Consider the following 26,344-nt stretch of genomic DNA (forward strand, 5'->3'; position numbering starts at 1 on the left):
GTGTCTGGGACGGCACCTTTCCGCCGCCTGAGGCAGTGCTCCAACGCCGGACCGATGCTGACATCGCCATTCCTGACCTTTGTTGACGCCCGTCATGACCGCTTCCCGGACGTAGGCATTCAATGGATTCCAGTTACACCATCCTTGAGGAGACAAGGTCATGGCCGGGAATCCGAGGCAACTGAAACTCAGTGCGTTAGTGGCATTGGTAGTGGGATCGATGATCGGCGGCGGAGTTTTCTCCCTGCCACAGAATATGGCAGCCAGCGCCAGCGCGGGTGCCATTCTCATCGGCTGGGCGATCACCGCGGTCGGCATGCTGAGCCTGGCGTTCGTCTTCCAGACCCTGGCCAACCGCAAGCCCGAGCTCGACGCCGGCGTGTACGCCTATGCCAAAGCCGGCTTCGGCGATTACATGGGCTTTTCCTCCGCCTGGGGTTACTGGATCAGCGCCTGGATCGGCAACGTCAGCTACTTCGTCCTGCTGTTCAGTACGCTCGGTTACTTCTTCCCGATATTCGGCGAGGGCAATACCCTGCCAGCGGTCATCGGCGCCTCGGTGGTGCTGTGGGGCGTGCACATGCTGGTGCTGCGCGGCATCCAGCAGGCCGCCTTCATCAACCTGATCAGCACCATCGCGAAGATCGTACCGCTGCTGCTGTTCGTGGTGATCGCCGCCGTGGCGTTTCGCCTGGACGTCTTCACCGCTGACTTCTGGGGCCAGGGCAATACCGAGCTCGGCAGCGTCATGCAACAGGTGCGAAACATGATGCTGGTGACCGTCTGGGTGTTCATCGGCATCGAGGGCGCCAGCGTGTATTCGGCGCGCGCCGAGCGACGCAGTGACGTCGGCAAGGCGACGGTGATCGGCTTCGTCAGCGTGCTGGCCTTGCTGGTGCTGGTGAACGTTCTGTCGATGGGCATCATGAACCAGGCTGAACTGGCCGGCCTGAAAAACCCCTCGATGGCCGGTGTGCTGGAGCAGGCGGTCGGGCGCTGGGGTGCGATCCTGATCAGCGTCGGGCTGGTGGTATCGCTGGCCGGTGCCCTGCTCTCCTGGACGCTGTTGTGCGCCGAGATTCTCTTCGCAGGCGCCCGCGACCACACCATGCCGAGTTTCCTGCGCAAGGAAAACGCCAACCACGTCCCGGCCAATGCACTGTGGCTGTCCAACGGGCTGATCCAGCTGTTCCTGATCATCACCCTGTTCAACGCCTCGACCTACCTGAGCCTGCTCTATCTGGCCACCTCGATGATCCTGGTGCCGTATTTCTGGTCCGCCGCCTACGCCGTCCTGGTCGGGCTGCGGGGTGAAAGCTACGAAGGCCAGCCCGGCGAACGGCGCAAGGACCTGGCGATCGCGATCGTCGCCACGCTCTACGCGCTCTGGCTGCTCTATGCCGGCGGTGTGCAGTACCTGCTGCTCTCCGCCCTGCTGTATGCCCCCGGCGCACTGTTCTTCGCCAAGGCCAAGCATGAGCGTGGCCAACCGGTATTCAGTGCGCTGGAGAAGGCGATCTTCGCAGCGGTGCTGATCGGCGCCGCCATCGCGGCCTACGGGCTCTACACCGGTTTCCTGTCCCTCTGACCGTCGGGGCGAAAGCCCGGACATGCCGCCACCGTCACGAGCGGTGGCCTGTCGCCGAGCACCCACAGGTGCGAGGCCTCTTTGAAGGAGAACTGCCATGAACCCGCAACCGATGCCGCTGGGCGTCCATTCCGAAGCCGGAAAACTGCGCAAGGTGATGGTCTGCTCACCCGGCCTGGCGCACCAGCGCTTGACCCCGGCCAACTGCGACGAGCTGCTGTTCGACGACGTGCTCTGGGTTAGCCAGGCCAAGCGCGACCACTTCGATTTCGTTAGCAAGATGCGCGAACGGGGCGTCGAGGTGCTGGAAATGCACAACCTGCTCACCGAGACGCTGGGAAATCCTGAAGCCCGCCAATGGATCCTCGACCACAAGATCACCGCCAATCAGGTCGGCGTCGGCCTGCAGAACGAGGTGCGCGCCTGGCTCGAGGAGCAACAGCCGAGACAGCTGGCCGAATACCTGATCGGCGGTGTGTCGGGTAGCGATCTACCGGGCACCCACAGCGGCGAGATCGTCAGCCTGTTCCGCGACTATCTCGGCCACTCCAGCTTCATCCTGCCGCCCTTGCCGAACACGATATTCACCCGCGACACCAGTTGCTGGATCTACGGTGGCGTGTCGCTCAACCCCATGCACTGGACCGCGCGGCGTCAAGAAACCCTGCTCACGGCGGCCATCTACCGCTTCCATCCGCAGTTCGCCGGGCAGGACTTCAAGGTCTGGTACGGCGACCCGGAGCTCGACCATGGCCTGGCCACCCTCGAGGGCGGCGACGTCATGCCGATCGGCAAGGGTGTGGTCCTCATCGGCATGGGTGAGCGCTCCTCACGCCAGGCCATCGGCCAGCTGGCGCAGTCGTTGTTCCGTCAGGGCGCCGCCGAACGGGTCATCGTCGCCGGCTTGCCGCGCTCACGCTCTGCCATGCACCTGGACACCGTGTTCAGCTTCTGTGACCGCGATCTGGTGACCATTTACCCAGAGGTGGTCAACGGCATCGTCGCCTTCAGCCTGCGGCCTGACGAAAGCAAGCCGGGCGGCATCGACCTGCGCCGGGAAAGCGCAGGCTTCCTGCAGGTGGTCGCCGAAGCCCTCGGCCTGCCGGCGCTGCGTGTGGTCGAAACCGGCGGCGACAGTTACGAGGTCGAACGCGAGCAGTGGGACGACGGCAACAACGTGGTCGCCCTGGAGCCCGGCGTGGTCATCGGCTACGACCGCAACACCTTCACCAACACGCAGCTGCGCAAGGCCGGCGTCGAGGTGATCACCATCAGCGCCAGCGAACTGGGCCGCGGCCGTGGCGGCGGCCACTGCATGACCTGCCCGATCGTGCGCGACGCACTCGACTATTGATCAACCGATCATGCCGCCGGCCGCGCGCCGGCGACCTGCACAGAGGACGCTTGACCATGGCTTTCAACATTCACAACCGCAGCCTGCTCAGCCTGATGCACCACAGCGAACGCGAGTTGCGTTACCTGCTCGACCTTTCCCGCGACCTCAAGCGTGCCAAGTACACCGGCACCGAGCGCCAGCACCTGAAGGGCAAGAACATCGCGCTGATCTTCGAAAAGACCTCTACCCGCACCCGTTGCGCCTTCGAGGTGGCCGCCTATGACCAGGGCGCCAACGTCACCTACATCGACCCGAACTCCTCGCAGATCGGCCACAAGGAGAGCATGAAGGACACCGCCCGGGTGCTCGGCCGCATGTACGATGCCATCGAGTACCGTGGCTTCAAGCAGGACGTGGTCGAGGAACTGGCCCGCTATGCCGGGGTGCCGGTCTACAACGGCCTGACCGACGAGTATCACCCGACCCAGATGATCGCCGACGTGCTGACCATGCGTGAGCACTGCGACAAGCCGCTGCATCAGATCAGCTATGCGTATCTGGGCGACGCCCGCAACAACATGGGCAAATCGCTGCTGCTGATCGGCGCGAAGCTGGGCATGGACGTGCGCATCGCCGCACCACGCGCGCTGTGGCCGAGCGAAGAGCACGTCAACGCCTGCCGTGCATTCGCCGAACAGAGTGGCGCCCGGCTGCTGCTCACCGAGGACCCGCAGGCCGCCGTGCAGGACGTTGATTTCGTGCATACCGATGTCTGGGTGTCGATGGGCGAACCAGTCGAGGCCTGGGCCGAGCGTATCGAGCAGCTGCTGCCCTATCAGGTGAACCCGGCCCTGATGCAGGCCACCGGCAACCCTCGGACCAAGTTCATGCACTGCCTGCCGGCGTTTCACAACAGCGAGACCAAGGTCGGCAAGCAGATCGCAGCCCAGTACCCTCACCTGGCCAACGGCATCGAGGTAACCGAGGAGGTCTTCGAGTCGCCGGCGTGCATCGCCTTCGAGCAAGCCGAGAACCGCATGCACACCATCAAGGCGATCCTGGTCTCGACCCTGGCCGATATCTGAACGATTCGGCGCCCGCCCCGTGCGGGCGCCGTGGAGGATTGCAGCATGCGTATCGTCGTCGCATTGGGTGGCAATGCCCTGCTTCGCAGAGGCGAGCCGCTGAGCGCTGAAAACCAGCGCGAGAACGTCCGGACCGCCTGCGCCCAGATCGCCCGGATCGCCCCGGGCAACGAGCTGGTCGTGGCCCACGGCAACGGCCCGCAGGTTGGCCTGCTTGCCCTGCAGGGCGCCGCCTACACGGACGTGCCCAGCTATCCGCTGGACGTCCTCGGGGCGGAAACCGAGGGCATGATCGGCTACATCATCGAGCAGGAACTGGGCAACCTGCTGCCCGTCGAGGTGCCCTTCGCCACCTTGCTGACGCAGGTCGAGGTGGACGCGAACGATCCGGCCCTCGCACAGCCGAGCAAGCCGATCGGCCCGGTCTACAGCCGCGAAGAAGCTGAACGTCTGGCCGCGGCGAAGGGCTGGAGCATCGCAGCGGACGGCGACCACTTCCGCCGCGTGGTGGCCAGCCCGCGACCGAAGCGCATCTTCGAAATCAGGCCAATCCGCTGGTTGCTGGAAAAAGGTGCGGTGGTCATCTGCGCCGGTGGCGGCGGCATCCCGACGGTCTATGACCAGGAGCGGAAACTGCACGGCATCGAGGCGGTGATCGACAAGGATCTCTGCTCCGCGCTGCTGGCCGAGCAGCTCGAGGCGGACCTGCTGGTGATCGCCACCGACGTCGACGGCGCCTATCTGGACTGGGGCACAGCGCAGCAGCGGCGCATCGCCGAGGCCCATCCCGACCAGTTGGAAGGGTTGGGTTTTGCAGCCGGTTCGATGGGACCGAAGATTCAGGCGGCCTGCGAATTCGCGCGCAACACCGGCAGGACGGCGGTCATCGGCTCACTCGGTGATATCGAGGCGATCGTCCAGGGGCAGGCGGGGACCCGCATCAGCCTGGCGGCGAGCGGACCGGACTAGCCCGACACGCCCGGGCATGGTCGCGACGCAGGCGTCAGCTGCCACGTCGCGGCGAGGCCGAGGCGAAGTCACGCGGCCCCAGCGACGAGCGCAGCTTGTAGCGATCCCCAGGGTGGATCAGCCGCGCGTAGCTGATCAGGTGATCCTCCGACCAGGTGCGGCGGATCATGCTCAGGCACGGCGTCGCCGGGTCCATGGCCAGCCATTCGGCGGTCTGGCGATCGACCAGCACGGCCTCGACGACATGCTCCACATCGGAGATCGGGCAGGCCGCCACCAGCACCTCGTTGGGCGTGTGCCGGGCGAAATCGGTCTGCAGGTAATCCGGCACCCAGCGCGGGTTGACGTAGCGATCCTCCAGTTGGATGGGCAGGCCGTTTTCGCGGTGCACCAGGATGCTGTGAAAGGTCGGCGTGCCGACTCGCACGCCGAGCCGCAGGGCGACCTCGTCATCGGCCTCGATCGCCTCGCAGCGCAGTATCAGGTTGCTGTATTCGTTGCCGCGCCCGCGGACCTCGGCGGCGATGTTCAGCACCTCGTGCAGCGAAGACTCGGCCTTGCGATCGGTGACGAAGGTGCCGAGCCCGGCCTGGCGGATCAGGTAACCCTTCTGCACCAGGTCGCGGATGGCCTTGTTGGCGGTCATCCGGCTGACGCCGAAATCCCGTGCCAGTTGCTCCTCGGCGGGAATCTGGTGATTGACCGGAAAATCCCCGGCGCTGATGCGCTCGAGCAGATATTGCTCGATGACCCGGTAGCGAGGTGTGTTGCTGGCCACTCAGGCCCCCTTAATGTCGACGCGCGATGCGCGGATGATAACGTCCGCCGTGGCCGAGGTGCAGGGACCCGAGCGTGCAGGCGGCTCAGAGCAGCATCGCCGCCAGCCAGCCGGCTGCGATCAGCGGCAGATTGAAATGCAGGAAGGTCGGCACCACGGTGTCCCAGATGTGGTCGTGCTGGCCATCGGCGTTCAACCCCGCAGTAGGCCCTAGGGTCGAGTCCGAAGCCGGCGAACCGGCATCACCCAGCGCCGCGGCGGTACCCACCAGGGCAATGATCGCCAGCGGCGAGAAACCGAATCCCAGCCCCAGTGGCACATAGATGGAGGCGATGATCGGCACGGTGGAGAACGACGAGCCGATGCCGATGGTGATCAACAGCCCCACCAGCAGCATGATCAGGGCCGCCATGCCGCGGTTGTCGCCAATCAGCTCCGCCGAGCTGCTGACCAGATTGGGGATCTCTCCGGTGGCCTTCATCACCGCTGCGAAGCCGGCCGCGGCGATCATGATGAACCCCACCAGTGCCATCAGGCGCATGCCCTGGGTGAAGACGTCGTCCTGCTCATTCCAGCGGATCACCCCGCTGATGGAAATCACCGCGAAGCCGACCAGGCCGCCGAATACCATCGAACCGCTCCACAACTGCACGCCCAGCGCCAGCAGCAGGGCGAGGACGATCAGCCCGAGCTGACGCGCACTCAATGGCTCGGCGTTGTTGCGCAGATGCTCGCCGGCGATCGGCAGCTCCTGGTAGACCCGTTTGCGGCGATAACTGAACGCCGCGATCACCAGCCCGAGGACCATGCCCAGCGCCGGGATCGCCATGGCCTGGGGCGCCATTTCGCGGCTGACCGTCAAGCCCTGGGCCGCGCCGGCCTGGTTGACGTTGCCGATCAGGATGTCGTTGAGAAAGATGGTGCCAAAGCCGATCGGCAGCGCCATGTAGGTGACGGTGATGGCGAAAGTGATCGCGCAGGCGGTCAACCGCCGGTCCAGCTGTAGCCGATTCATCACGTGTAACAACGGCGGCACCAGGATCGGGATAAAGGCGATATGTACCGGAATCACCGTCTCGGCGGCGAAACCGGCCAGCACCAGGCAGGTCAACATGCCCCATTTGACCAGCGCCAGCTCACCCGTCTTGTGTCGGCTGTGCCCCAGATGCTCGACCACCCGGGCCGATAGCCGCTGGGCAATGCCGGTACGCGACAGGGCCACGGCGAACGCGCCCAGGGTGGCGTAGGCCAAGGCCACCGAGGCGCCGCCGCCGAGCCCCTCGTTGAAGGCCTCGATGATCGCCTCGATAGGCATCCCCGCCGTCAGCCCGCCGATTACCGCGGAGATCACCAGGGCAAAAACCACCGAGACCCGCATCATCGACAGCGTGACCATGGCCAGCACCGCCAGAACAATTGAATTCATTTGAGTTCCTTTCGGTTTTTATTGTTGTTTTCTGCGCACAGCGTTCCCCGGCCGGTAGGCCGAGGAAACGTTAGCGATTCAGCGATTCAGTTCAGAGAAGGCAATATCCCGGCCGGCAGCAGCGGGCTCAGCACGCCCTCGGCGAGCAGGGCGTCGGCCGCGGCGATGTCCGGCGCGAAGAAGCGGTCTTCCACGTAGTAGGGCACCTTGGCGCGCAATGCCTGGCGCGCCCGCTCGAGCAACGGCGAGCTCTTCAGCCCCTCGCGGAAGTCCAGCCCCTGACAAGCACCGAGCCACTCGATGGCCAGAACGCCGCGGGTGTTGGCGGCCATCTCCCACAGGCGTTTGCCCGCCGCCGGCGCCATGGACACGTGGTCCTCCTGGTTGGCCGAGGTCGGCAGGCTGTCGACGCTGTGCGGGTGCGCCAGGGCCTTGTTCTCGCTGGCCAGGGCGGCAGCGGTGACCTGGGCGATCATGAAGCCGGAGTTCACCCCACCGTTGGCCACCAGGAACGGCGGCAACTGCGACATGTGCTTGTCCATCATCAAGGAGGTGCGCCGCTCGCTCAGCGCGCCGATTTCGGCAATGGCCAGGGCAATATTGTCGGCGGCCATGGCCACCGGTTCGGCGTGGAAGTTGCCCCCGGAAATAACGTCGCCCTCGGCGGCGAATACCAACGGATTGTCCGAAACCGCATTGGCCTCCACCGCCAGCACCTCGGCGGCCTGGCGCAGCTGGGTCAGGCAAGCGCCCATGACCTGGGGCTGGCAGCGCAGCGAATACGGGTCCTGCACCTTGTCGCAAGCCTCGTGGGAACGGCCGACTTCGCTGCTGTCGCCGAGCAGATGACGATAGACCGCCGCCGCGTCGATCTGCCCGCGTTGACCGCGAGCGGCGTGGATGCGCGCATCGAAGGGCGCCCGCGAACCCAGGGCCGCCTCGACGGTCAGGCCGCCGCAGACGGTCGCTGCGGCGAACAGGTCCTCGGCCTCGAACAACCCACGCAGGGCATAGGCGGTGGACACCTGGGTGCCGTTGAGCAGCGCCAGGCCTTCCTTGGCGGCCAGGGTCATCGGCTCAAGGCCGGCAATCGCCAGCGCCTCCGGCGCCGCCAGCCACTGGCCGTTATGACGCGCCCGACCTTCACCGAGCAGCACCAGCGACATGTGCGCCAGCGGCGCCAGGTCACCGGACGCGCCGACCGAGCCCTTGAGCGGGATGTGCGGGTAAACCTCGGCATTGATCATGGCGATCAGCGCCTCGATCACTTTCAGGCGGATACCGGAAAAGCCGCGCGCCAGGCTGTTGATCTTGAGCAGCATGATCAGCCGCACCATGGCGTCGTCCAGCGGCTCGCCGATGCCGGCGGCATGCGACAGCACCAGCGAGCGCTGCAGTTTTTCCAGGTCCTCGCTGGCGATGCGGGTCGAGGCCAGCAGGCCGAAACCGGTGTTGATGCCGTAGGCGGTGCGGTCCTCGGCAATGATCGCGTTGACGCAGGCGACACTGGCTTCGATGGCGGCATGGGCGCTTTCGTCCAGACGCAGCTGCAGCGGGCTCTGATAGGCCGCACGCAGCTGGGCCAGGCTCAGCGTGCCGGGGTTGAAGGTGAACAGGCTCATGCTTGGGCTCCTTGGTTCGCGCCGACCATCGGCAGGTCGAGTTCCTGCTCGCGGGCGCAATCGATAGCGATGTCATAGCCGGCATCGGCGTGACGCATCACCCCGGTGCCCGGATCGTTGCGCAGTACACGGCCGAGACGCAGGCGAGCTTCGGGGGTACCGTCCGCCACGATGACCACCCCGGCATGCTGCGAATAGCCCATGCCGACGCCGCCGCCATGGTGCAACGAGACCCAGGTCGCGCCGCCTGCGGTGTTCAGCAGGGCGTTGAGCAGCGGCCAGTCGGAGACTGCGTCGGAGCCGTCCTGCATCGCCTCGGTTTCGCGGTTGGGGCTGGCCACCGAGCCGGAATCCAGGTGATCGCGGCCGATCACGATCGGCGCCTTCAGTTCGCCGCTGGCGACCATGTCGTTGAATGCCTGGGCCAGGCGCGCGCGATCCTTCAGGCCGACCCAGCAGATGCGCGCCGGCAGACCCTGGAAGCTGATGCGCTCGCGGGCCATGTCCAGCCAGTTGTGCAGGTGAGCGTCATCGGGGATCAGCTCCTTGACCTTGGCGTCGGTCTTGTAGATGTCCTCGGGGTCGCCGGACAGCGCCACCCAACGGAACGGGCCGATGCCCTGGCAGAACAGCGGGCGGATATAGGCCGGAACGAAACCGGGGAAGTCGAACGCGTTGTCGACGCCCTCCTCCAGTGCCATCTGGCGAATATTGTTGCCGTAGTCGAAGGTCGGCACGCCCATTTTCTGGAAGTCCAGCATCGCCCGCACGTGCACGGCCATGGACTGGCGCGCGGCCTTGACCACCACCTCTTCTTCGGTCTTGCCGCGAGCGACGTACTCGTCCCAGCTCCAGCCGGCCGGCAGATAGCCATGGCGCGGGTCGTGGGCGCTGGTCTGGTCGGTCACCATGTCCGGGCGCACGCCGCGGCGCACCAGCTCGGGAAGAATTTCGGCGGCGTTGCCACACAGCGCGATGGAAATCGCCTTGCCTTCACCGGTGTACTTGTCGATGCGCGCCAGGGCATCGTCCAGATCAGTGGCCTGCTCGTCGACGTAACGGGTCTTCAGGCGGAAATCGATACGGCTCTGCTGACACTCGATGTTCAGCGAGCAGGCGCCGGCCAGGGTCGCGGCCAGTGGCTGCGCGCCGCCCATGCCACCCAGCCCGGCGGTCAGCACCCAGCGGCCCTTGAGGTCGCCACCGTAGTGCTGGCGGCCAGCCTCGACGAAGGTTTCATAGGTGCCCTGGACGATGCCCTGGCTGCCGATATAGATCCAGCTGCCAGCGGTCATCTGGCCGTACATGGCCAGGCCCTTGCGATCCAGTTCGTTGAAATGCTCCCAATTGGCCCAATGCGGCACCAGGTTGGAGTTGGCCAGCAGCACCCGTGGCGCGTCCTTGTGGGTTTCGAACACGCCGACCGGCTTGCCGGACTGGATCAGCAGGGTCTGGTTGTCTTCCAGGCGGGTCAGCACCTCGACGATCTTGTCGAAGCACTCCCAGTTGCGCGCGGCGCGACCGATGCCGCCATAGACCACCAGCTCCTTGGGGTTCTCGGCCACTTCCGGGTCGAGGTTGTTCATCAGCATGCGCAGCGGCGCTTCGGTCAGCCAGCTCTTGGCGGTCAGGGTGGTACCGCGGGCGGCGCGGATTTCGGTGTCGCGGAAACGGGTCATCTCAGGCTCCTCTCTACAAATTCGGTGATCGCGGGCGGCTTACAGCCAGCCCAGGTAATGCGCCAGGTAGGCCAGCGGAATGCTGAATGCCAGGCTCAACAGGGTGCGTTGCAGCCAGACCAGCAACAGGTCGCGCAAGCGCAGGGGGATTCGGGTGGCGAGCACGCAGGGGATCGATGCCGACAGGAACAGCACGCTGCTCACCGAGACGATGGCGGTGACGAACTTGACCAGCACGTCGGCATCCTTCAGCAGCACCGCCGGCAGGAACATCTCGGCCAGGCCCGAGGAGACCGCGCCGGCCACCACCATCGGCTGGTCGAGGCCGAACAACCAAACCAGCGGATACAGCAGCAAGCCGATGGCATCGAACAGCGGCGTGTACTTGGCGGCCAGCAACCCGAGCAGGCCGACCGCGAGAATGCTCGGCAGGATCGCCGCGGTCATGCGAAGCCCATCGATGAAGGTTTCGCGCAGCGCGCTCGGCAGCGACGGTGCATGAGCGGCCTGCTCCAGACCGGCGCGCCAGGCGCTGGCGATACGGCTCTCACCGGCTGGCAGCGGCGGCTCGGCTCGGCTCTCGGACGGCAACCGCGACAGCGGATAGATTCGCGCACTGACCGCGGTGACGCTGAAGGTCACCAGCATCGCGCTCCAGAAATACAGGTTCCAGATGTCCATCAGGCCCAGGGTCTTGGCGATGATCACCATGAACGGCGCCGAAACGGTGGAAAAACCAGTGGCGATGATCGCCGCTTCGCGCACGCTGTAATGGCCCTGGCGATACATGCGGTCGGTGATCAGCAGGCCTACCGAGTAGCTGCCGACGAACGAGGCCACCGCATCGATCGCCGACTTGCCCGGGGTGCGCCAGATCGGCCGCATCACCGGCTGCATCAGTACGCCGACCAGTTCCAGCAGGCCGAAGCCGATCAGGAACACCAGCGCCAACGCACCCAGCGGCACGATCAGCGCCAGGCTGAGCACCAGCTTGTCGAACAGAAACGGCAGCATGCCCGGCTGGTAGAGCGCCTCGGGACCGATGCCAAACAGATAGCCGACGCCGATCAGCAGGCCGAACACCTTGAGCACACTGAATATCGTGCGGGTCAGGTCGCCGCGCCAGCTACCGCTGAGCCAGGGCTGCAACGCACCGTAGAGCATGAACAGCACGGCAATGGCGATGACCAGTGGACGGGCGTGGGCGAGCAAGGCGCTGGCGCTGTGATCGAGCAGAATGGTGTTGCGCCCGCCAATCTCGAACGGCACGAAGAAGACCAGCAGCCCGATCAGGCTGTAGCCAAGCAGACGGGCCAGGGCGCGGGCCCGCGAGACGGCGGCATTACCGTGCGGGCAGTCAGTGGAAGGAGTCATCTGAGGGTTCCTCTGTAGTTATTTTTGTCAGAGAAGTAGTCGAGACTGGCTCAGCCGGTCAGGGACAAAAGGTGAATCAGGCGAGCCGCCACCCGCGCGGTGCGGTTGTCGATGTCATGCTCGGGATTGAGTTCGGCAAGGTCTGCCAGGCGCAGCTTGCCGCTGTCGCGAATGCGTTCGAGCAAGGGTTCGAGCAGCGCAAGGGAAACGCCGCGCGCAGCCGGTGCGCTGACCCCGGGCGCTTCACAGGCCGGCAGCACGTCGATATCGATGGTCAGGTAGACGGCGTCGCAATCGGCGATGAACCGTTCCAGGTCGGCGCCCAGCCCCGCCAGACGGGACTCACTGATGTCGTGGTCCTCGCGCACCAGTACCTGCAGGTCGGCGGCGCGCTGAAACAACGCGCGCGTATTGCTGGCACGGCTGATGCCGATACAGGCATAGGCGAACGGCCAACCACGTGCCGCGCACTGCTCGGCGATCTGCGCGAAGGGTGTGCCGGAAGAATGCACATGGGCCGGGTCGCGCAGGTCGAAATGCGCATCGAAATTGATGATGCCTATGCGTGGGGCGGCCTTCCGTGGGGCGGCCTCCTGCGGGGCCTGCTGCTCGAATGATCGATCGCCGCCCAGATACCCGGCAAGCCCCTGCCAGCTACCGAACGCCACTTCATGGCCTCCACCAAGCACGATCGGCAGATGGCCCGCATCGAGCAATGCGCAGACATTGCCACCCAGACGAGCCTGCGCCGCTTCCAGATCGCCGTCGGCACAGACCACGTCGCCGGCATCGTAGGCCGGTCCACTGCGGTGCCAGGCCAGATTGGCCAGCGCTTTACGGATCGCCAAGGGGCCGTTTGCCGCGCCGACTCGGCCATGGTTGCGCCGCACGCCTTCATCGCTGGCAAAGCCGAGCAAGGCCAGGCCCGGCTCGCTGCCATCGGCGAGTGGCTGAATGCGCTGGTGCCAGCGCGCGCTGTCCGCTTCCGGGTCAACGCGGCCCTGCCAGGGCTCCATCGAATGGCGATCAGCGTGCATCACGAGCGGCCTCCTTGTCGTAGCTGACGACACCGGCAAAGACCCGCTGGCGCAGGCGTCCCGGCTGTACCGCGTACGCCAGCTCGGCCGGCGTCTGGACATCCCACAGGCACAGATCGGCTGGCGCACCGACGGCGATACGTCCCAGTTCGGGCGCGCCCAGCGCTTGCGCGGCATGGGCGGTCATGCCGGCCAGCGCCTCGCGCGGCGTCAGGCGGAACAGCGTGCAGGCCAGGTTCAGATTCAAGGTGGGGAAGCAAATCGGCGCCGTACCGGGGTTGGCATCGCCGGCTACCGCCATCGCCACGCCGTACTGGCGCAGCAGCGCGATGGGCGGCAACTGGGTTTCGCGCAGCGTGTGATAAGCGCCGGGCAGCAGGGTCGCGACCGTACCGGCGGCGGCCATGGCTTGCACGCCGGCCTCGTCGAGAAACTCGATATGGTCGGCCGACAACCCGCGATAGCGAGCCGCGAGGGCGCTGGCGCCCTGGTTCGACAGCTGCTCGGCATGCGCCTTGACCGGCAGACCGTGCGCCTGAGCGGCCACGAATACCCGCTCGCACTGGCTCGCGCTGAAGCCGATGTGCTCGCAAAACACGTCCACCGCATCGGCCAGCCCCTCGGCCACGGCGGCGGGAATGATCTCCTTGCACACCAGGTCGATGTAGCCGTCGCTGTCGTCGGCATATTCCGGTGGCAAGGCATGCGCCGCCAGCAAGGTCGTGGTGATTCGTACCGGCAGCAGCTCGCCGAGCCGGCGCGCCACACGCAGCATTTTCAGCTCGTCGGCGGTCGTCAGGCCGTAACCGGATTTGATCTCAATGGTGGTCACGCCATCGGCCAGCAGCGCCTGCAGCCGAGGCAGGCTCTGAGCCAGCAACTGCTCCTCGCTGGCGGCACGGGTGGCACGCACGGTGCTGAGAATGCCACCGCCGGCCTTGGCGATTTCAGCGTAGTCGACCCCTTCCAGGCGCTGCTCGAACTCGTCGGCGCGGTTGCCGGCATAGACCAGATGACTGTGGCAATCGATCAGACCGGGCGTCATCACGCCCCCGCGGCCCACTTCCAGTGCGCCGGCGACCTGCGCCTCATCCAGTTCGGACACGGGCACCACGAGCGCGACGCGACCGGCCTCGACCATCACCACCATCGGCTCGGGCAGTGTCTGCGTGCCGTCGAATAGGCTTACGGCGCGCCATAGCAGGCGCTTGTCAGGAGTGGAAGGCATCGGAGGTGACCTCTTGCTGGCTTATTGTATATACAATAGGAAAGACAACCATCTCGGTCAAGCGCTGTTTAACGCTTTGCGCAGCGTAAACTCGCGCTTATGTCTCTATGGCTTGGCTGCTAGACCGCACCTAATGTATATACATATAAAGAGCACGACATAGAGGCGGGCCGACGGCGTGCGGGGCAGAGGTCGGCTGCGTGGACGCAGGCGTGCCAACCGTTCGGTGGCAGCCGCCGAGAACGCTGTAGCTGTTTGCGCAGGCTGCCGGCCTGCGGCTTCGGAGCGGCAGGGGTCAGGTGGATATGGCAGGCGCGCCGAAATCACCGAGGCATTACGCCCTGGCATCGGCAAGCGCCGCTGCGTTATGTCGCATTGCTGCGGAATCGGGACGCCGCAGACGCCAGCCCGCAACGGCAATGCGGCGATCGGAACGTTCGCCACAAGCAGGCGGCGTATCGGCAGGTGGATGGCTACGAAACAGGCTCGAAGCGCTGGTAGCGAAGGTGCCGGCAGCCCTCGGAAAAGACGGCCCTGGCCAGGTTGACCAGGGCGCGGTCAGGCGTCAGGCACCTGACCGGGCGCAGCGCTAGTTGGCGCCGCGACGCAATGCTGCGGGGGAGAAGTCTCGCGGTCCCATCTGGGCGCTGAAGTCGTACATCGGCTCGTTGTTGTCCAAGCCGTCGACGAAATAGTTGCCATCCTTGAGGTGATACAGCGTCTCCACCGTACTGCCGAACATCGGCACCTCGTAGTAGCTGATCGGATGGCTCTCCTGCAGACCGATCAGCTCGGCATCGCCATCGAACAGGTCGACCGCCAGGATCTGCCAGCTGTCTTCGTCGATATAGAAACGGCGCATGGCGTAGGGATGACTGAAGCCCTTGCGCAGGGTCGCTTCGACGATCCATACCCGGTGCTGCTCATAGCGCAGCAGGTCGGGGTTCAAGGTATGCGCTCCGACGATCGAGTCATAGGGAATGCCTTGCTGATGGACCGCGTAGCTGTTGTAGGGCACCAGCATTTCGCGCTTGCCGACCAGCTTCCACTCATAGCGATCCGGCGCACCGTTGAAGGAGTCGACCACGTCGGCGGTCGCCAGCCCGCTGGTGTCCGGCTGCAGCGAGTCGTAGGCCAGCGACGGCAGGCGCCGTACCCGACGATCGCTCGGGCTGTAGCGCCACGCCTTGCGGATCGCCAGTACCTGGTCCATCGGATCCTGCACCACCAGCGCGGTACCGGAGAGCTTTGCCGGTGCGGTCACCCGGTATTTGTAGAACAGTAGCGTGTTGTCCAGCTGCGCGCGGGTCATGCCTTCGCGGTTGTAGACGTAGTAGATGTGCCGGTCCCGCTTGATCAGACTGGCCCTGCCGTTGATGACGACGGCCTGGTTGTTGACCATGTGGGTCTGCTCGCCCTTGTAGTGCAGGATGTGGTTCCAGATGACCTGCATACCGTCCTGCGGCAGCGGAAACGGGATACCGGCCACCGCGCCAGTGATGCCGTTGCCGTTGGCGATCAGCTCGGCTGACAGCGCATTGGCATGCGTCTCGTCATAGATGCGCTGGGGTGCCGCGGCGCTGCGGCGGGTCGGAAAGACACGAAGATAGAAATCCGGATAGCGCTCGATCAGGGCGCGCAGCCCTTCGGGCAACAGTGCAGCATATTGCGCCACATTGCTGTTATCGACCCGGTTAAGCACCGGATCGGCGGCGAACGGATCGGGGTGATGCATCCCCGGCTGGTAATCGGCCGGTGGTTTCACCCCGCCGGTCCATGCCGGTATGCTGCCGTTGGCATTGGCGGCTCGCTCGGCGCCCAGTGGCGTCAGGTCCTGGCCCAGGCGTGCGGCCTGAGTCTCGTCCACCTTTGCCTGGGCCTGGCTGGCGCAAAGCGCCAATAGCAGAACTGCAAATTTCCTATACATCTCTCTTGCTCCTTGCTGCGCAAACGGCGCGCGGCAGATAACGGCCTTTGCCGACAGGCAAGGCGCTCGTTGAGGCGTTGGGGATCGTGCCGTCCCTGGCATGCTCTTGTTGTCTGGTCTTCCCTGAGGCCGCTGGTCGCGGCTCTGACGGGTGCCGTGCGACACCCTTTTTGCTATCAGTCGACGCGCTCGAACTTGAGGTCCCAGACCCCATGACCCAAGCGTTCGCCACGGCGTTCGAACTTGGTCGTCGGACGTTCTTGTGGACGCTCGACGTATTGCCCGGTGGCCGCCTGGTTGCGGTAGCCGGGCGCGGCGCTCATCACTTCGAGCATGTGCTCTGCGTACGCCTGCCAGTCGGTCGCCATATGCAACACGCCACCAACCTTGAGTTTTTGCCGCACCAACTCGGCGAATGCCGGCTGGACGATGCGCCGCTTGTGGTGGCGACTCTTGTGCCAGGGATCGGGAAAGAACAGCAATACCCGGTCCAGACTGGCGTCGGGGACGCATTCACGCAGCACTTCAAGCGCATCGCAACTGTAAACCCGCACATTCGTCAGGTTTTGTGACAGGAGTCCGTTTAGCAGCGCGCCCACGCCCGGCGAATGCACCTCGACGCCGATGAAGTCCTGCTCGGGTGCGGCCGCGGCCATTTCCAGGGTCGAGTGCCCCATGCCGAAGCCGATCTCGAAGGTGCGCGGTGCCGACCGGCCGAAGACCTGATCGAAGTCGCGCGGGCCGTCGGCCAGCTCCAGGCCGAAGCGCGGCCAACCCTGGTCCAGGCCGCGCTGCTGGCCTTCAGTCATGCGTCCGGCGCGCATCACGAAGCTTTTGATGGTGCGCATGCGCCGTTGGCCTTCAGCCGGAGGGAGGGTGTCGCTCATGAATAGACCTGCAGAGAAAAAAGAACGGCCGCGCAAGCGAGCGCGGCCGGAGACGGAGGGACAACTCAGCGAATCAGGCCTTCGAGAGGCGAGGACGCGCTGGCGTAGAGTTTCTTCGGCATACGCCCGGCGAGATAGGCCAGGCGTCCCGCGTCGATCGCGTACTTCATCGCCTCGGCCATCAACACCGGGTTCTGTGCATGGGCGATGGCGCTGTTCATCAGCACCGCCTCGCAACCCAGCTCCATGGCGATGGTGGCGTCGGAGGCCGTGCCCACACCGGCGTCGACCAGCACCGGCACCTTGGCCTCTTCCAGAATGATCCGCAGGTTGTAAGGGTTGCAGATACCCAATCCGGTACCGATCAGACCCGCCAGCGGCATGACCGCGACGCAGCCCATCTCGGCCAGCTGCCGCGCGATGATCGGATCGTCGCTGGTGTAAACCATGACGTCGAAGCCGTCCTTCACCAACACTTCGGCGGCCTTGAGCGTTTCGATGACGTTGGGGAACAGGGTCTTCTGGTCGGCCAGCACTTCGAGCTTGACCAGCTTGTGGCCGTCGAGCAGCTCACGGGCCAGACGGCAGGTGCGCACCGCCTCGTCGGCATCGTAGCAACCGGCGGTATTCGGCAGGATGGTGTAACGGTCCGGCGAGATGACGTCGAGCAGGTTCGGCTCGCCCGGGTTCTGGCCGATGTTGGTGCGGCGCACCGCGACGGTAACGATCTCGGCGCCTGAAGCTTCGATGGCGGCGCGGGTCTCGTCGAGATCCTTGTATTTGCCGGTACCCACCAGCAGACGCGACTGATAAGTGCGGCCGGCAAGCGTGAAGGGTTTGTCGTGCGGAACTGGGCTCATGCGACCATCCTGTTCATCTGTAATGAAGCGAAGAAGTACGTCGCTGCACGGGCGACGTCCGGAATTACTATCGAGGCAGCGGACCGATCAACCGCCGCCAATCGCATGCACGACTTCGACCCGATCGCCTTCGGCCAGTCGCGTCGTGCCATGCTGGCTGCGCGGTACGATGTCTCGATTGAGTTCGACCGCCAGCCGCCGCCCAGTCAGGTCCAGGCGTTGCAGCAGATCGGCCACCGACTGACCGTCAGGGAGCTCGTAGCGCTCGCCGTTCAACTGGATGTGCATAGTGATCGCCACCATTGACAAGGGGCACGCATTCTAGCCCGATCATCCCGGCGCACCAAGGCGACGAGCACTGCCATTCATCCTTGCCGCCGGAGTGCGATCAGTCAGGCGCGCAGGTTCCAAGCCGCCAATAGCAGGCAGACCCATCCGGCGAGAAAAGCGGTGCCGCCAACCGGTGTAATGATGCCGAGCCGGGTTACGCCGGTCAGCGACAACAGATAGAGGCTGCCGGAAAACAGCAGGACGCCCAGGGCAAAAAAACCGCCAGCGGCGTTGAGCAGACGGCTCGGCGCCTGCAACGCCAGCAACGCGACGCCGAACAGCGCCAGCGCATGAATCAGCTGATACTGCACACCGGTTTGAAACACCGCCAGGTATTCGGCGCTGAGGCGACTTTTCAGGCCGTGTGCGGCAAAGGCACCCAGCGCCACGCCGGTCAAGCCAAAGAACGCAGCAAGCAGGAGAAAGAGACGAATCATCAGGCGCTTCCAGTCAGGATGGGATGAGGCCGTTATAATGCCCGCTCACCCCGCCCCCGACCATGTCCATGCTCCGAGCCCTATCACGCCGCCTCATTAAACTGCTGCTCTGGTCGAGCGCAGTCTCCGTGCTGCTGGTCCTGGTGCTGCGCTGGGTGCCGCCACCCTTCACCGCGCTCATGGTCGAGCGCAAGATCGAATCCTGGACCGGCGGCGAAAGCATCGACCTGCAACGCAGCTGGCGGCCCTGGAAGGTGCTGCCCGATGACCTGAAGATGGCGGTGATCGCGGCTGAAGATCAGAAATTTGCCGATCACTGGGGTTTCGATATCGCCGCCATCCGCGCCGCGTTCGCGCACAACGAGCGCGGCGGCTCGCTGCGTGGCGCCAGCACTCTCAGCCAGCAGGTCGCCAAGAACCTGTTCCTCTGGTCCGGACGCAGCTGGGTACGCAAGGGATTCGAAGTCTGGTTCACCGCCTGGATCGAGCTGCTGTGGCCAAAGCAACGCATCCTCGAGGTCTATCTGAACAGCGTGGAATGGGGCAACGGCGTTTTTGGTGCCGAGGCGGCCGCCCAGCACCATTTCGGTAAAGGCGCGGCCTACCTGTCTACGGCCCAGGCCAGCCAGCTGGCCGCCGTGCTGCCCAATCCGCGTGAATGGAGCGCCGGGCGTCCCGGTCCGCATGTACGACGACGTGCCAGCTGGATCCGCCAACAGATGCGTCAGCTGGGCGGCAGCCACTACCTGAATCAGCTCCAGGGCCCATAACCCGATTGACCGGCCGTGAATCGGGATCTCCGGTAACCGGCACGGCCAGACGGACCGTTATGGCAGTGCGCCATCGCAACGAGTAAGCTGCAAGCGACAGGTCGCGAGATGCCGGCGACGCCCGACGGACAGGACGCCATCGAGGCGGACGTGCAGTCATCTTCTCGCCGATTCGCCACTGAACGCATGGCAGCGCTAGCATGAGCGGAACCGCAATCCAGGCACCTTTGCACAAGGTGCGGCAACTCTTCCATTGGCGTAACAGCGTCGCCTGGCTCGTGCTGGCGTTCACCCTGCTCGTGCAGCTGGCGATCCTTCAGCACCTGACGCTGAAGGAAGAACGCGCGGCGAACCAGCAGTTCGATTTCCTGGTGAAGACCACCACCGAAGCCATCGACAAGCGGATGATCGACCACGAGCAGATCCTGCTCGGCGCGGCCGGACTGTTCGACGTCAACGATGAGGTGTCCCGAACCCAGTGGCGCGCCTACAACGCGCGGCTGCGGCTGAGCGAAAACTACCCCGGCATCCAGGGCGTCGGGTTTGCCGAGGCCGTACGGCCGGCGGAGCGGGCCGCGCACATCCAACGCGTCCGCGATGAAGGCTTCGCCGACTACGACGTGCGTCCTTCCCGCGAAAATGCCCGGCTGTACACCCCCATCGTTTACCTCGAGCCGTTTAGTGGCCGCAACCTGGCGGCGTTCGGCTATGACATGTTCGCCGAGCCGGTGCGCCGGCATGCCATGCTGCAGGCTGCCAAATCGGGGCAGACTCACATTACCGGCAAGGTCACGCTGCGCCAGGAGACACACGGCGCAACGCAGGCCGGCATCCTCATGTACGTACCGCTGTACCGACCTGACGAACCCGCGGGCACGGCTGAACAGCGCTTGCAGGCGCTCCGGGGATTCGTCTACAGCCCGTACCGGATAGACGACCTGATGCATGGCATCCTCGGCGCCGCCGGCCCCAACCTCAGCCTGCACATCTACGCCGGAGCAGAGGAGGACCCGGAAGGCCTGATCTTCGCCAGCCGCCAGCAACCACGCGCCGAGCCGGCAAAGTACAGCCAGGTCGTGCAGCTCGATCTGTACGGACAGACCTGGACCTTGCGCCTGGAGAGCCTGCCGGAATTCGAGGCGTTCTTCGAGGCTAGCAACTGGCTGGTCATCGGACTCGGTGCCGGCCTGAGCCTGCTGCTGTTCGTGCTGACCTCCTCGCTGTCGCTCAGGCACAGTCGCGCCGAGGCGCTGGCGCAGCAGATGACCGAGCATATCCGCGAAAACAAGCGCGCTCTGCAACTCAGCGAGGAGCGCCTCAGCCTCGCCCTCAAGGGCAGCAACGACGGCCTCTGGGACCTGCACCTGGACGCTGGAAGCTTCTACGCATCGCCGCGCGCCTGGCACATGCTCGGCTACCGTCCCGGCGAGCTGCACTCCGACCTGAAGCTCTGGGAACGTCTGCTGGTCCCCGAAGACCTGACGCAGGCCAAGGCACAGTTGGCGCAGACCATGCTTTCGGCGGTCGATCATTTCACCACCGAGCTGCGTTTCCTGCACAAGACCGGCAAGGTGATTCCGGTGCTCATCCGCGGTTATATCCAGCGCGACCGGGACGGCCAGCCCTTGCGCATCAGCGGCACCAGCATGGATCTCACCGAGCACAAGCGCATCGAGCAGATGAAGGACCAGTTCGTCTCGACCGTCAGCCACGAACTGCGCACCCCACTGACTTCCATCAGCGGCGCCCTGGGCCTGGTCACCGGCGGCGCGCTGGGGGATGTTCCGCCAGCGATGCAGCAAATGCTCGAGATCGCCCATCGCAACAGCCTGCGCCTGGGCTATCTGATCAACGATCTGCTGGACATGGAAAAAATCGCCGCCGGCAAGATGACCTTCGACATGCGCGAACATGCGCTGCGCCGACTTCTGGACGAGGCGATAGCCAGCAATCAGTCCTTCGCCGCGCATTTCAACGTGAGCTGCGTGCTGCGAGATCCGCCAAACGTCAACGTCTGGGTCGATGGCCTGCGCCTGCAACAGGTACTGACCAACTTCCTCTCCAACGCCATCAAGTACACGCCCGAAGGTGGCGAAGTGAGCCTGCATTGCAGCCTGCCCGACACCGGTCATGTACGCATCAATGTCACCGATCAGGGCCCTGGCATCCCGGCCAGCTTCCGCAGCCGGGTATTCGAGAAGTTTGCCCAGGCTGACGCTTCCGATAGCCGCCAGAAGGGAGGCACCGGCCTGGGCCTCGCCATTACCAAGGAATTCATCGAGCGCATGGGTGGGCGGGTCGGCTTCGAAACCAGCGAGACGCACGGTACGACCTTCTGGTGCGAGCTGCCGATCCTCGAGTCGTCCTCTTCGGCGGCGGACCAAGGGCAGCCGCGGCTACTGGTGATCGAAGACGAACCGGATACCGGCCGGTTGCTGCACTTGATGCTGCGCGACGCCGGCTATGCGGTCGACCGAGTGCAGAGCCTGCATGCTGCACGGGACAAGCTGGCCAACGTCCGCTACGAGGCGATGACGCTCGACCTTCACTTGCCCGACGGCAGCGGGCGCGAGCTGATCGACGAGGTACGCGCACAACCGTCGACGCGCGACCTACCCATCATCGTGATCTCGGCTGCCAGCCAATTCGAGCAGCACGAGGGCGACAGCGGCATCAGTTGGCTGCACAAACCCATCAGCGCGGCGCAGTTACTGATCGCACTGAGCGATGCCCTGGGCAGCGCCAGCCCGCCGGCCTGAGTCGCCGAGCTAGGCACTCCGTGCAGCCGTCAGACCCGACTGGCGGGCACAAAAAAGGCGCTGCATTGCAGCGCCTTGTCGATCATCAAGGGGCCAATCAGGCCTGAATGGATCCCTTGAGCTTGTTCATCGCATTCTTCTCCAACTGCCGAATGCGCTCGGCCGACACACCGTACTTGGCGGCGAGGTCATGCAGGGTCGCCTTGTTGTCGCTCAGCCAGCGCTGCTGAAGGATATCCCGGCTACGCTCGTCCAACGTCTCCAGCGCCTCGTGCAGGTTGGAGTTGGAACTGTCGCTCCAATCGGCGTCTTCGAGTTGCCGCGCCGGATCGTAGCGATGATCTTCGAGGTAATGCGCAGGCGACTGGTAGGCGCTGTCGTCGTCGGCATCGGCCGACGGATCGAACGCCATGTCGTGCCCGGTCAAGCGGCTCTCCATCTCGCGGACTTCCCGGGCTTCGACACCAAGGCTGTCAGCGACCCGCTCGACCTCATCGTTGTTCAGCCAGGCAAGGCGCTTCTTCTGGCTACGCAGATTGAAGAACAGCTTGCGCTGCGCCTTGGTCGTGGCGACCTTGACGATGCGCCAGTTACGCAGGATGAACTCGTGGATTTCGGCCTTGATCCAATGCACGGCGAAGGACACCAGGCGCACACCCATTTCCGGGTTGAAGCGCTTGACCGCCTTCATCAGGCCGACGTTGCCTTCCTGGATAAGATCGGCCTGAGCCAGACCATAGCCCGAATAGCTGCGGGCGATATGCACGACGAATCGCAGGTGGGCAAGCACCATCTGACGCGCGGCCTCGAGGTCCTGGTTGTAGAACAGACGCTCAGCCAGATCGCGCTCCTGCTCGACCGTAAGCAGCGGAATGCTGTTGACCGTCTGCACGTAGGCCTCGAGATTGCCTCCCGGGACCAGGGCTTGAACAGGTTGCAGATTTGTAGTCATGCAGATCCTCCGATAATGAAGCTGCAGCAGTTTAGCACTGCTCAGTCAGACTGCAAGAACCTGGAAAAGTTCCCTTACACCTAATGAAAATTGTTATAAATCAGACACTTAGCGAGGAGCCAGCTCACTCAGGTGACGGGCAACTGCCAGCCAGGCGCCGATGTAGCCCAGCAATACCGCGCCGAGGACCAGCGACAGGGCGTCATCGGCCGGCACGCCGGTCAGGCCGAAGTCGCTGCCGTACAGACCGGCCAGCCCAACCACGGCCTCGTTCAACCAGCCCAGCCCGTAGGCCAGCAGCAACCAGGCGATCAACCCTGCACCCAGGCCGTACAGGGCGCCCATGTAGAGAAAGGGACGCCGCACGTAGCCGTCGGTTCCGCCGACCAGTTTGACCACCTCGATCTCCGTCCGACGGTTCTCGATATGCAGCCGGATGGTGTTGCCGATCACCAATAGCAGCGTCGCGATCAGCAACAGGCTGAGGCCGAAGACGAATCGATCGCCGAGCTTGAGGATGGCCGTCAAGCGCTCGACCCAGAGCAGGTCGAGCTGCGCCTGCTCGACCCCGGGCAGCTCAGCCAGGCGTTGCCGCAGGGCTTCGAGGCCATCGCGATCGACCTTGCTGGGCGTGACCAGGATCACCCCCGGCAGCGGGTTCTCCGGCAGCTCGCGCAGCGCCTCACCGAGACCGGACAGCTGTTGGAATTCTTCCAGCGCCTGTTCGCGGCTGATCCAGCTGGCTTCCGCCACATCGGGCATCTCGAGGATCTGCTCGCGCAGCGTTCGGCCCTGCTCCGCGCCCACATCGAGCTTCATGAACAGCGAAATCTGCGCCGCCCGCTGCCAGGAACCACCGAGCCGCTCGACATTGTCCAGCAGGAGCGCCAGCCCCATGGGCAGGCTCAGCGCCACGGCCATTACCAGGCAGGTGAAGAAGCTGCCGATGGGCTGCTTGACCAGCCGGCCGACACTGTCGGCCACACTGGCGCGATGGCTCTCAACCCAGGCGTGAAACAGGGTCTTGAAATCCGGCTCATCGCCCCTTGGCTGCTCCGGTTTGTTGCGCACGCCACCGGCGCGCTCGGCAGGGTTTGGATTCTGCTCGGGTGCGCTCATCGGGCGGCCTCCCCGTCGCCGATCAGGCGACCGCGCTGCAACGTGAGCATGCGATGACGCATGCGCGCGATCAGCGCCAGGTCATGGCTGGCGATCAGCACCGTGGTGCCGAGGCGATTGATGTCTTCGAACACTCCCATGATCTCCGCCGCCAGACGCGGGTCGAGGTTACCGGTCGGTTCATCGGCCAGCAGCAACGCCGGACGGTGCACCACGGCACGGGCGATACCGACACGCTGTTGCTGCCCCGTCGAAAGGTCCGCCGGGTATTGCAGCGCCTTGTCCTTGAGGCTGACGCGATCCAGCGCCGTCATGACCCGCTGGCCGATCTCACGCTTGTTCAGCCCGAGGATCTGCAGTGGTAGCGCGGCGTTGTCGAATACGGTGCGATCGAACAGCAGCTGGTGATTCTGGAACACCACGCCAATCTGCCGCCGCAAAAAGGGGATCTGCGCATTGCTGATTCGTGCCAGATCCTGACCAGCCAGCAGCAGCTTGCCGCTGGTGGGCCGTTCCATCGCCAGCAGCAGGCGCAGCAAGGTGCTCTTGCCCGCCCCGGAATGGCCGGTGACGAAGAGGAACTCGCCACGTTGCACGTGAAAGGACAGCTCGTGCAGCCCGACGTGGCCGTTGGGATAGCGCTTGCCGACCTGATCGAAACGAATCATGACGAGGCTCCGCTCGTCCCTTTCTCGGCGAACAGCGCATTGACGAAAGCGTCCGCTTCGAAGGTGCGCAGGTCGTCGATGCCTTCGCCGACACCGATATAGCGGATCGGCGTGCCGAACTGCTTGGCCAGGGCGAAGATCACCCCACCCTTGGCGGTGCCATCGAGCTTGGTCAGCGCGAGACCGGTCAGCTCCACCGACTGGTTGAACTGCTTGGTCTGGTTGATGGCGTTCTGGCCGGTGCCGGCATCGAGCACCAACAGCACTTCGTGCGGTGCCGTCTCGTCCAGCTTGCCCATCACCCGACGGACCTTCTTCAGCTCTTCCATCAGGTTGTCCTTGGTATGCAGACGACCCGCGGTATCGGCGATCAGCACATCGATACCGCGTGCCTTGGCCGCCTGCACCGCATCGAAGATCACCGAAGCGGAATCGGCGCCGGTGTGCTGGGCGATCACGGCAATCTTGTTGCGCTCGCCCCAGACCTGCAACTGCTCGACCGCCGCCGCACGGAACGTATCGCCGGCGGCCAGCATGACCTTTTTGCCTTCGAGCTGAAGTTTCTTGGCCAGCTTGCCGATGGTGGTGGTTTTGCCGACGCCGTTGACGCCGACCACCAGGATGACGAACGGCCGCTTGCCGTTGTCGACCACCAGCGGTTGTTCGACCGGTTTGAGCAGCGCGGCGAGCTCTTCCTGCAACGCCTTGTACAGGGCGCCGCTGTCGGCCAGCTCCTTGCGAGAGACGCGACGGGTGAGGTTCTGCATGATCGCCGTGGTGGCTTCGACGCCGACGTCCGCGGTCAGCAGCCGGGTTTCCAGCTCATCCAGCAAGTCGTCATCGATGGCCTTCTTGCCCAGGAACAGGCTGGCCATGCCTTCGCCGATGCTGGCGCTGGTCTTCGACAGGCCTTGCTTGAGGCGCGCGAAAAAGCCCAGCTTGGCCGGTGCCTCGGCGACGGCGGGCGCCGGCTCGATAGCCATCTCGGCCAATGCAGGCGCCTCTGGAACCTCCTTGGGCTGAACCTGCTCGGGCTCAGGCTCGGGCTCGGCGTGCAAGACGGTGTCCGGCTCCATCACCGGCAGGTCGGCGGGCTCGGCCTGCTCAGCACGGGCCGGTTCTTCGCTGGGCTGGTCTTCGCGCTGTACGTTATCGGGCTCGTCCGCGAACGGTTGGCTGTCTTCCAGCGGCTCGGCGGGCGGAGGCTCGGCGGCGGGCGTCTGCGGCTTCTTGCGCAACCAGCCGAACAAGCCTTTCTTTTCGCCGGCCGCGGCCGGCGTCTTCTTATCGTCGTTGGAACCAAACATGGAGAAGATTTTCTCAAGAGGGCGAAACGCCGGCGGTCACGCCACCGGCCAGACGGGGCCTATCCTAGCACTGCGCAACCGCTGGCGCTAAGCGCGGCCATCCGCCAGCGGCACGGCGATGATGGCCTGAGGTTCGGCCGCTTTGCCCTGATCCCGATGCCCCAGTACCATGGCCTACCGTGCCCGACTGCCCTTGACCGTGCAGC

General features: G+C 64.8%; 22 protein-coding genes. 6 read left to right on the forward strand and 16 right to left on the reverse strand.

The genetic code is table 11. The annotated features are described in order from the left end of the window. Positions 1-160 precede the first annotated feature (160 nt). The 4 genes from arcD to arcC all read left to right on the forward strand — a co-directional run bounded on the left by arcD (position 161) and on the right by arcC (position 4,978). Positions 161-1,588: an arginine-ornithine antiporter gene (gene arcD, locus KCX70_RS20460; protein WP_212618644.1), complete on the forward strand. Its 1,428-nt coding sequence runs from the start codon at positions 161-163 to the stop codon at positions 1,586-1,588. A 97-nt stretch (positions 1,589-1,685) separates the two neighbouring features. Further along, positions 1,686-2,942: an arginine deiminase gene (gene arcA / locus KCX70_RS20465; RefSeq protein ID WP_212618645.1), complete on the forward strand. Its 1,257-nt coding sequence runs from the start codon at positions 1,686-1,688 to the stop codon at positions 2,940-2,942. Positions 2,943-2,998: 56 nt separating this feature from the next. Continuing rightward, positions 2,999-4,009 carry an ornithine carbamoyltransferase gene (locus tag KCX70_RS20470; protein ID WP_212618646.1) on the forward strand — a complete coding sequence of 337 codons (1,011 nt, stop codon included), beginning with the start codon at positions 2,999-3,001 and terminating at the stop codon, positions 4,007-4,009. Between the two features lie 45 nt (positions 4,010-4,054). Next, the gene (gene arcC, locus KCX70_RS20475; RefSeq protein WP_212618647.1) at positions 4,055-4,978 is read left to right on the forward strand and encodes a carbamate kinase; all 924 of its coding nucleotides are present in this window, start codon (positions 4,055-4,057) and stop codon (positions 4,976-4,978) included. A 34-nt stretch (positions 4,979-5,012) separates the two neighbouring features. Here the strand turns inward: arcC and hutC are convergent, their stop codons facing one another. The 12 genes from hutC to KCX70_RS20535 all read right to left on the reverse strand — a co-directional run bounded on the left by hutC (position 5,013) and on the right by KCX70_RS20535 (position 18,563). After that, the gene (gene hutC / locus KCX70_RS20480) at positions 5,013-5,756 is read right to left on the reverse strand and encodes a histidine utilization repressor (RefSeq protein ID WP_102852483.1); all 744 of its coding nucleotides are present in this window, start codon (positions 5,754-5,756) and stop codon (positions 5,013-5,015) included. Between the two features lie 85 nt (positions 5,757-5,841). After that, complete coding sequence (locus KCX70_RS20485) at positions 5,842-7,182, reverse strand: Na+/H+ antiporter family protein (protein ID WP_102846867.1); 1,341 nt, start codon at positions 7,180-7,182, stop codon at positions 5,842-5,844. 86 nt (positions 7,183-7,268) lie between these two features. Beyond that, positions 7,269-8,804, reverse strand: coding sequence for a histidine ammonia-lyase (gene hutH / locus KCX70_RS20490; RefSeq protein WP_212618648.1), 1,536 nt, complete (start codon positions 8,802-8,804; stop codon positions 7,269-7,271). After that, a complete protein-coding gene (hutU, locus tag KCX70_RS20495) occupies positions 8,801-10,483 on the reverse strand; it encodes a urocanate hydratase (RefSeq protein ID WP_212618649.1) in 1,683 nt (560 codons plus the stop codon). The genes hutH and hutU overlap by 4 nt, the downstream gene beginning before the upstream one ends. A gap of 39 nt (positions 10,484-10,522) precedes the next feature. Further along, on the reverse strand, positions 10,523-11,857 hold the full coding sequence (locus tag KCX70_RS20500) for a YjiH family protein (RefSeq protein WP_212618650.1): 1,335 nt from the start codon (positions 11,855-11,857) through the stop codon (positions 10,523-10,525). A gap of 50 nt (positions 11,858-11,907) precedes the next feature. Beyond that, complete coding sequence (gene hutG / locus KCX70_RS20505) at positions 11,908-12,894, reverse strand: formimidoylglutamase (protein ID WP_212618651.1); 987 nt, start codon at positions 12,892-12,894, stop codon at positions 11,908-11,910. Further along, a complete protein-coding gene (gene hutI, locus KCX70_RS20510; RefSeq protein ID WP_212618652.1) occupies positions 12,884-14,122 on the reverse strand; it encodes an imidazolonepropionase in 1,239 nt (412 codons plus the stop codon). The genes hutG and hutI overlap by 11 nt, the downstream gene beginning before the upstream one ends. Before the next feature lie 589 nt (positions 14,123-14,711). Then, positions 14,712-16,049 (reverse strand): DUF1329 domain-containing protein, encoded by a 1,338-nt coding sequence (locus tag KCX70_RS20515; RefSeq protein ID WP_212618653.1) that lies wholly within the window; start codon positions 16,047-16,049, stop codon positions 14,712-14,714. A gap of 176 nt (positions 16,050-16,225) precedes the next feature. After that, entirely contained in the window at positions 16,226-16,936 is a 711-nt protein-coding gene (gene trmB, locus KCX70_RS20520; RefSeq protein ID WP_021206058.1) for a tRNA (guanosine(46)-N7)-methyltransferase TrmB, read from the reverse strand. 65 nt (positions 16,937-17,001) lie between these two features. After that, positions 17,002-17,796: a thiazole synthase gene (locus KCX70_RS20525; protein WP_212618654.1), complete on the reverse strand. Its 795-nt coding sequence runs from the start codon at positions 17,794-17,796 to the stop codon at positions 17,002-17,004. 87 nt (positions 17,797-17,883) lie between these two features. Beyond that, positions 17,884-18,084, reverse strand: a complete 201-nt coding sequence (gene thiS, locus KCX70_RS20530; RefSeq protein WP_031310634.1) for a sulfur carrier protein ThiS — start codon at positions 18,082-18,084, stop codon at positions 17,884-17,886. A gap of 104 nt (positions 18,085-18,188) precedes the next feature. After that, the gene (locus KCX70_RS20535; RefSeq protein WP_021206061.1) at positions 18,189-18,563 is read right to left on the reverse strand and encodes a DUF423 domain-containing protein; all 375 of its coding nucleotides are present in this window, start codon (positions 18,561-18,563) and stop codon (positions 18,189-18,191) included. A 68-nt stretch (positions 18,564-18,631) separates the two neighbouring features. On the opposite strand from KCX70_RS20535, the gene mtgA reads away from it, so the two are divergent. Together mtgA and KCX70_RS20545 are read left to right on the forward strand one after the other, a co-directional pair. After that, entirely contained in the window at positions 18,632-19,333 is a 702-nt protein-coding gene (mtgA, locus tag KCX70_RS20540; RefSeq protein ID WP_102846917.1) for a monofunctional biosynthetic peptidoglycan transglycosylase, read from the forward strand. Between the two features lie 200 nt (positions 19,334-19,533). Beyond that, on the forward strand, positions 19,534-22,092 hold the full coding sequence (locus KCX70_RS20545; protein WP_212618655.1) for a hybrid sensor histidine kinase/response regulator: 2,559 nt from the start codon (positions 19,534-19,536) through the stop codon (positions 22,090-22,092). A 97-nt stretch (positions 22,093-22,189) separates the two neighbouring features. On the opposite strand, the gene rpoH is transcribed toward KCX70_RS20545, so the two are convergent. The 4 genes from rpoH to ftsY all read right to left on the reverse strand — a co-directional run bounded on the left by rpoH (position 22,190) and on the right by ftsY (position 26,138). Further along, positions 22,190-23,044: an RNA polymerase sigma factor RpoH gene (gene rpoH / locus KCX70_RS20550; protein ID WP_021206064.1), complete on the reverse strand. Its 855-nt coding sequence runs from the start codon at positions 23,042-23,044 to the stop codon at positions 22,190-22,192. A 108-nt stretch (positions 23,045-23,152) separates the two neighbouring features. Beyond that, positions 23,153-24,163 (reverse strand): permease-like cell division protein FtsX, encoded by a 1,011-nt coding sequence (gene ftsX, locus KCX70_RS20555; protein WP_212618656.1) that lies wholly within the window; start codon positions 24,161-24,163, stop codon positions 23,153-23,155. After that, positions 24,160-24,831, reverse strand: a complete 672-nt coding sequence (gene ftsE / locus KCX70_RS20560) for a cell division ATP-binding protein FtsE (protein WP_021206066.1) — start codon at positions 24,829-24,831, stop codon at positions 24,160-24,162. The genes ftsX and ftsE overlap by 4 nt, the downstream gene beginning before the upstream one ends. Continuing rightward, the gene (gene ftsY, locus KCX70_RS20565; RefSeq protein ID WP_212618657.1) at positions 24,828-26,138 is read right to left on the reverse strand and encodes a signal recognition particle-docking protein FtsY; all 1,311 of its coding nucleotides are present in this window, start codon (positions 26,136-26,138) and stop codon (positions 24,828-24,830) included. Before ftsY ends, ftsE begins: the two co-directional genes overlap by 4 nt. Positions 26,139-26,344: the final 206 nt, after the last annotated feature.

This window comes from Stutzerimonas stutzeri (assembly GCF_018138085.1).
Lineage (GTDB): Bacteria > Pseudomonadota > Gammaproteobacteria > Pseudomonadales > Pseudomonadaceae > Stutzerimonas > Stutzerimonas stutzeri_AI.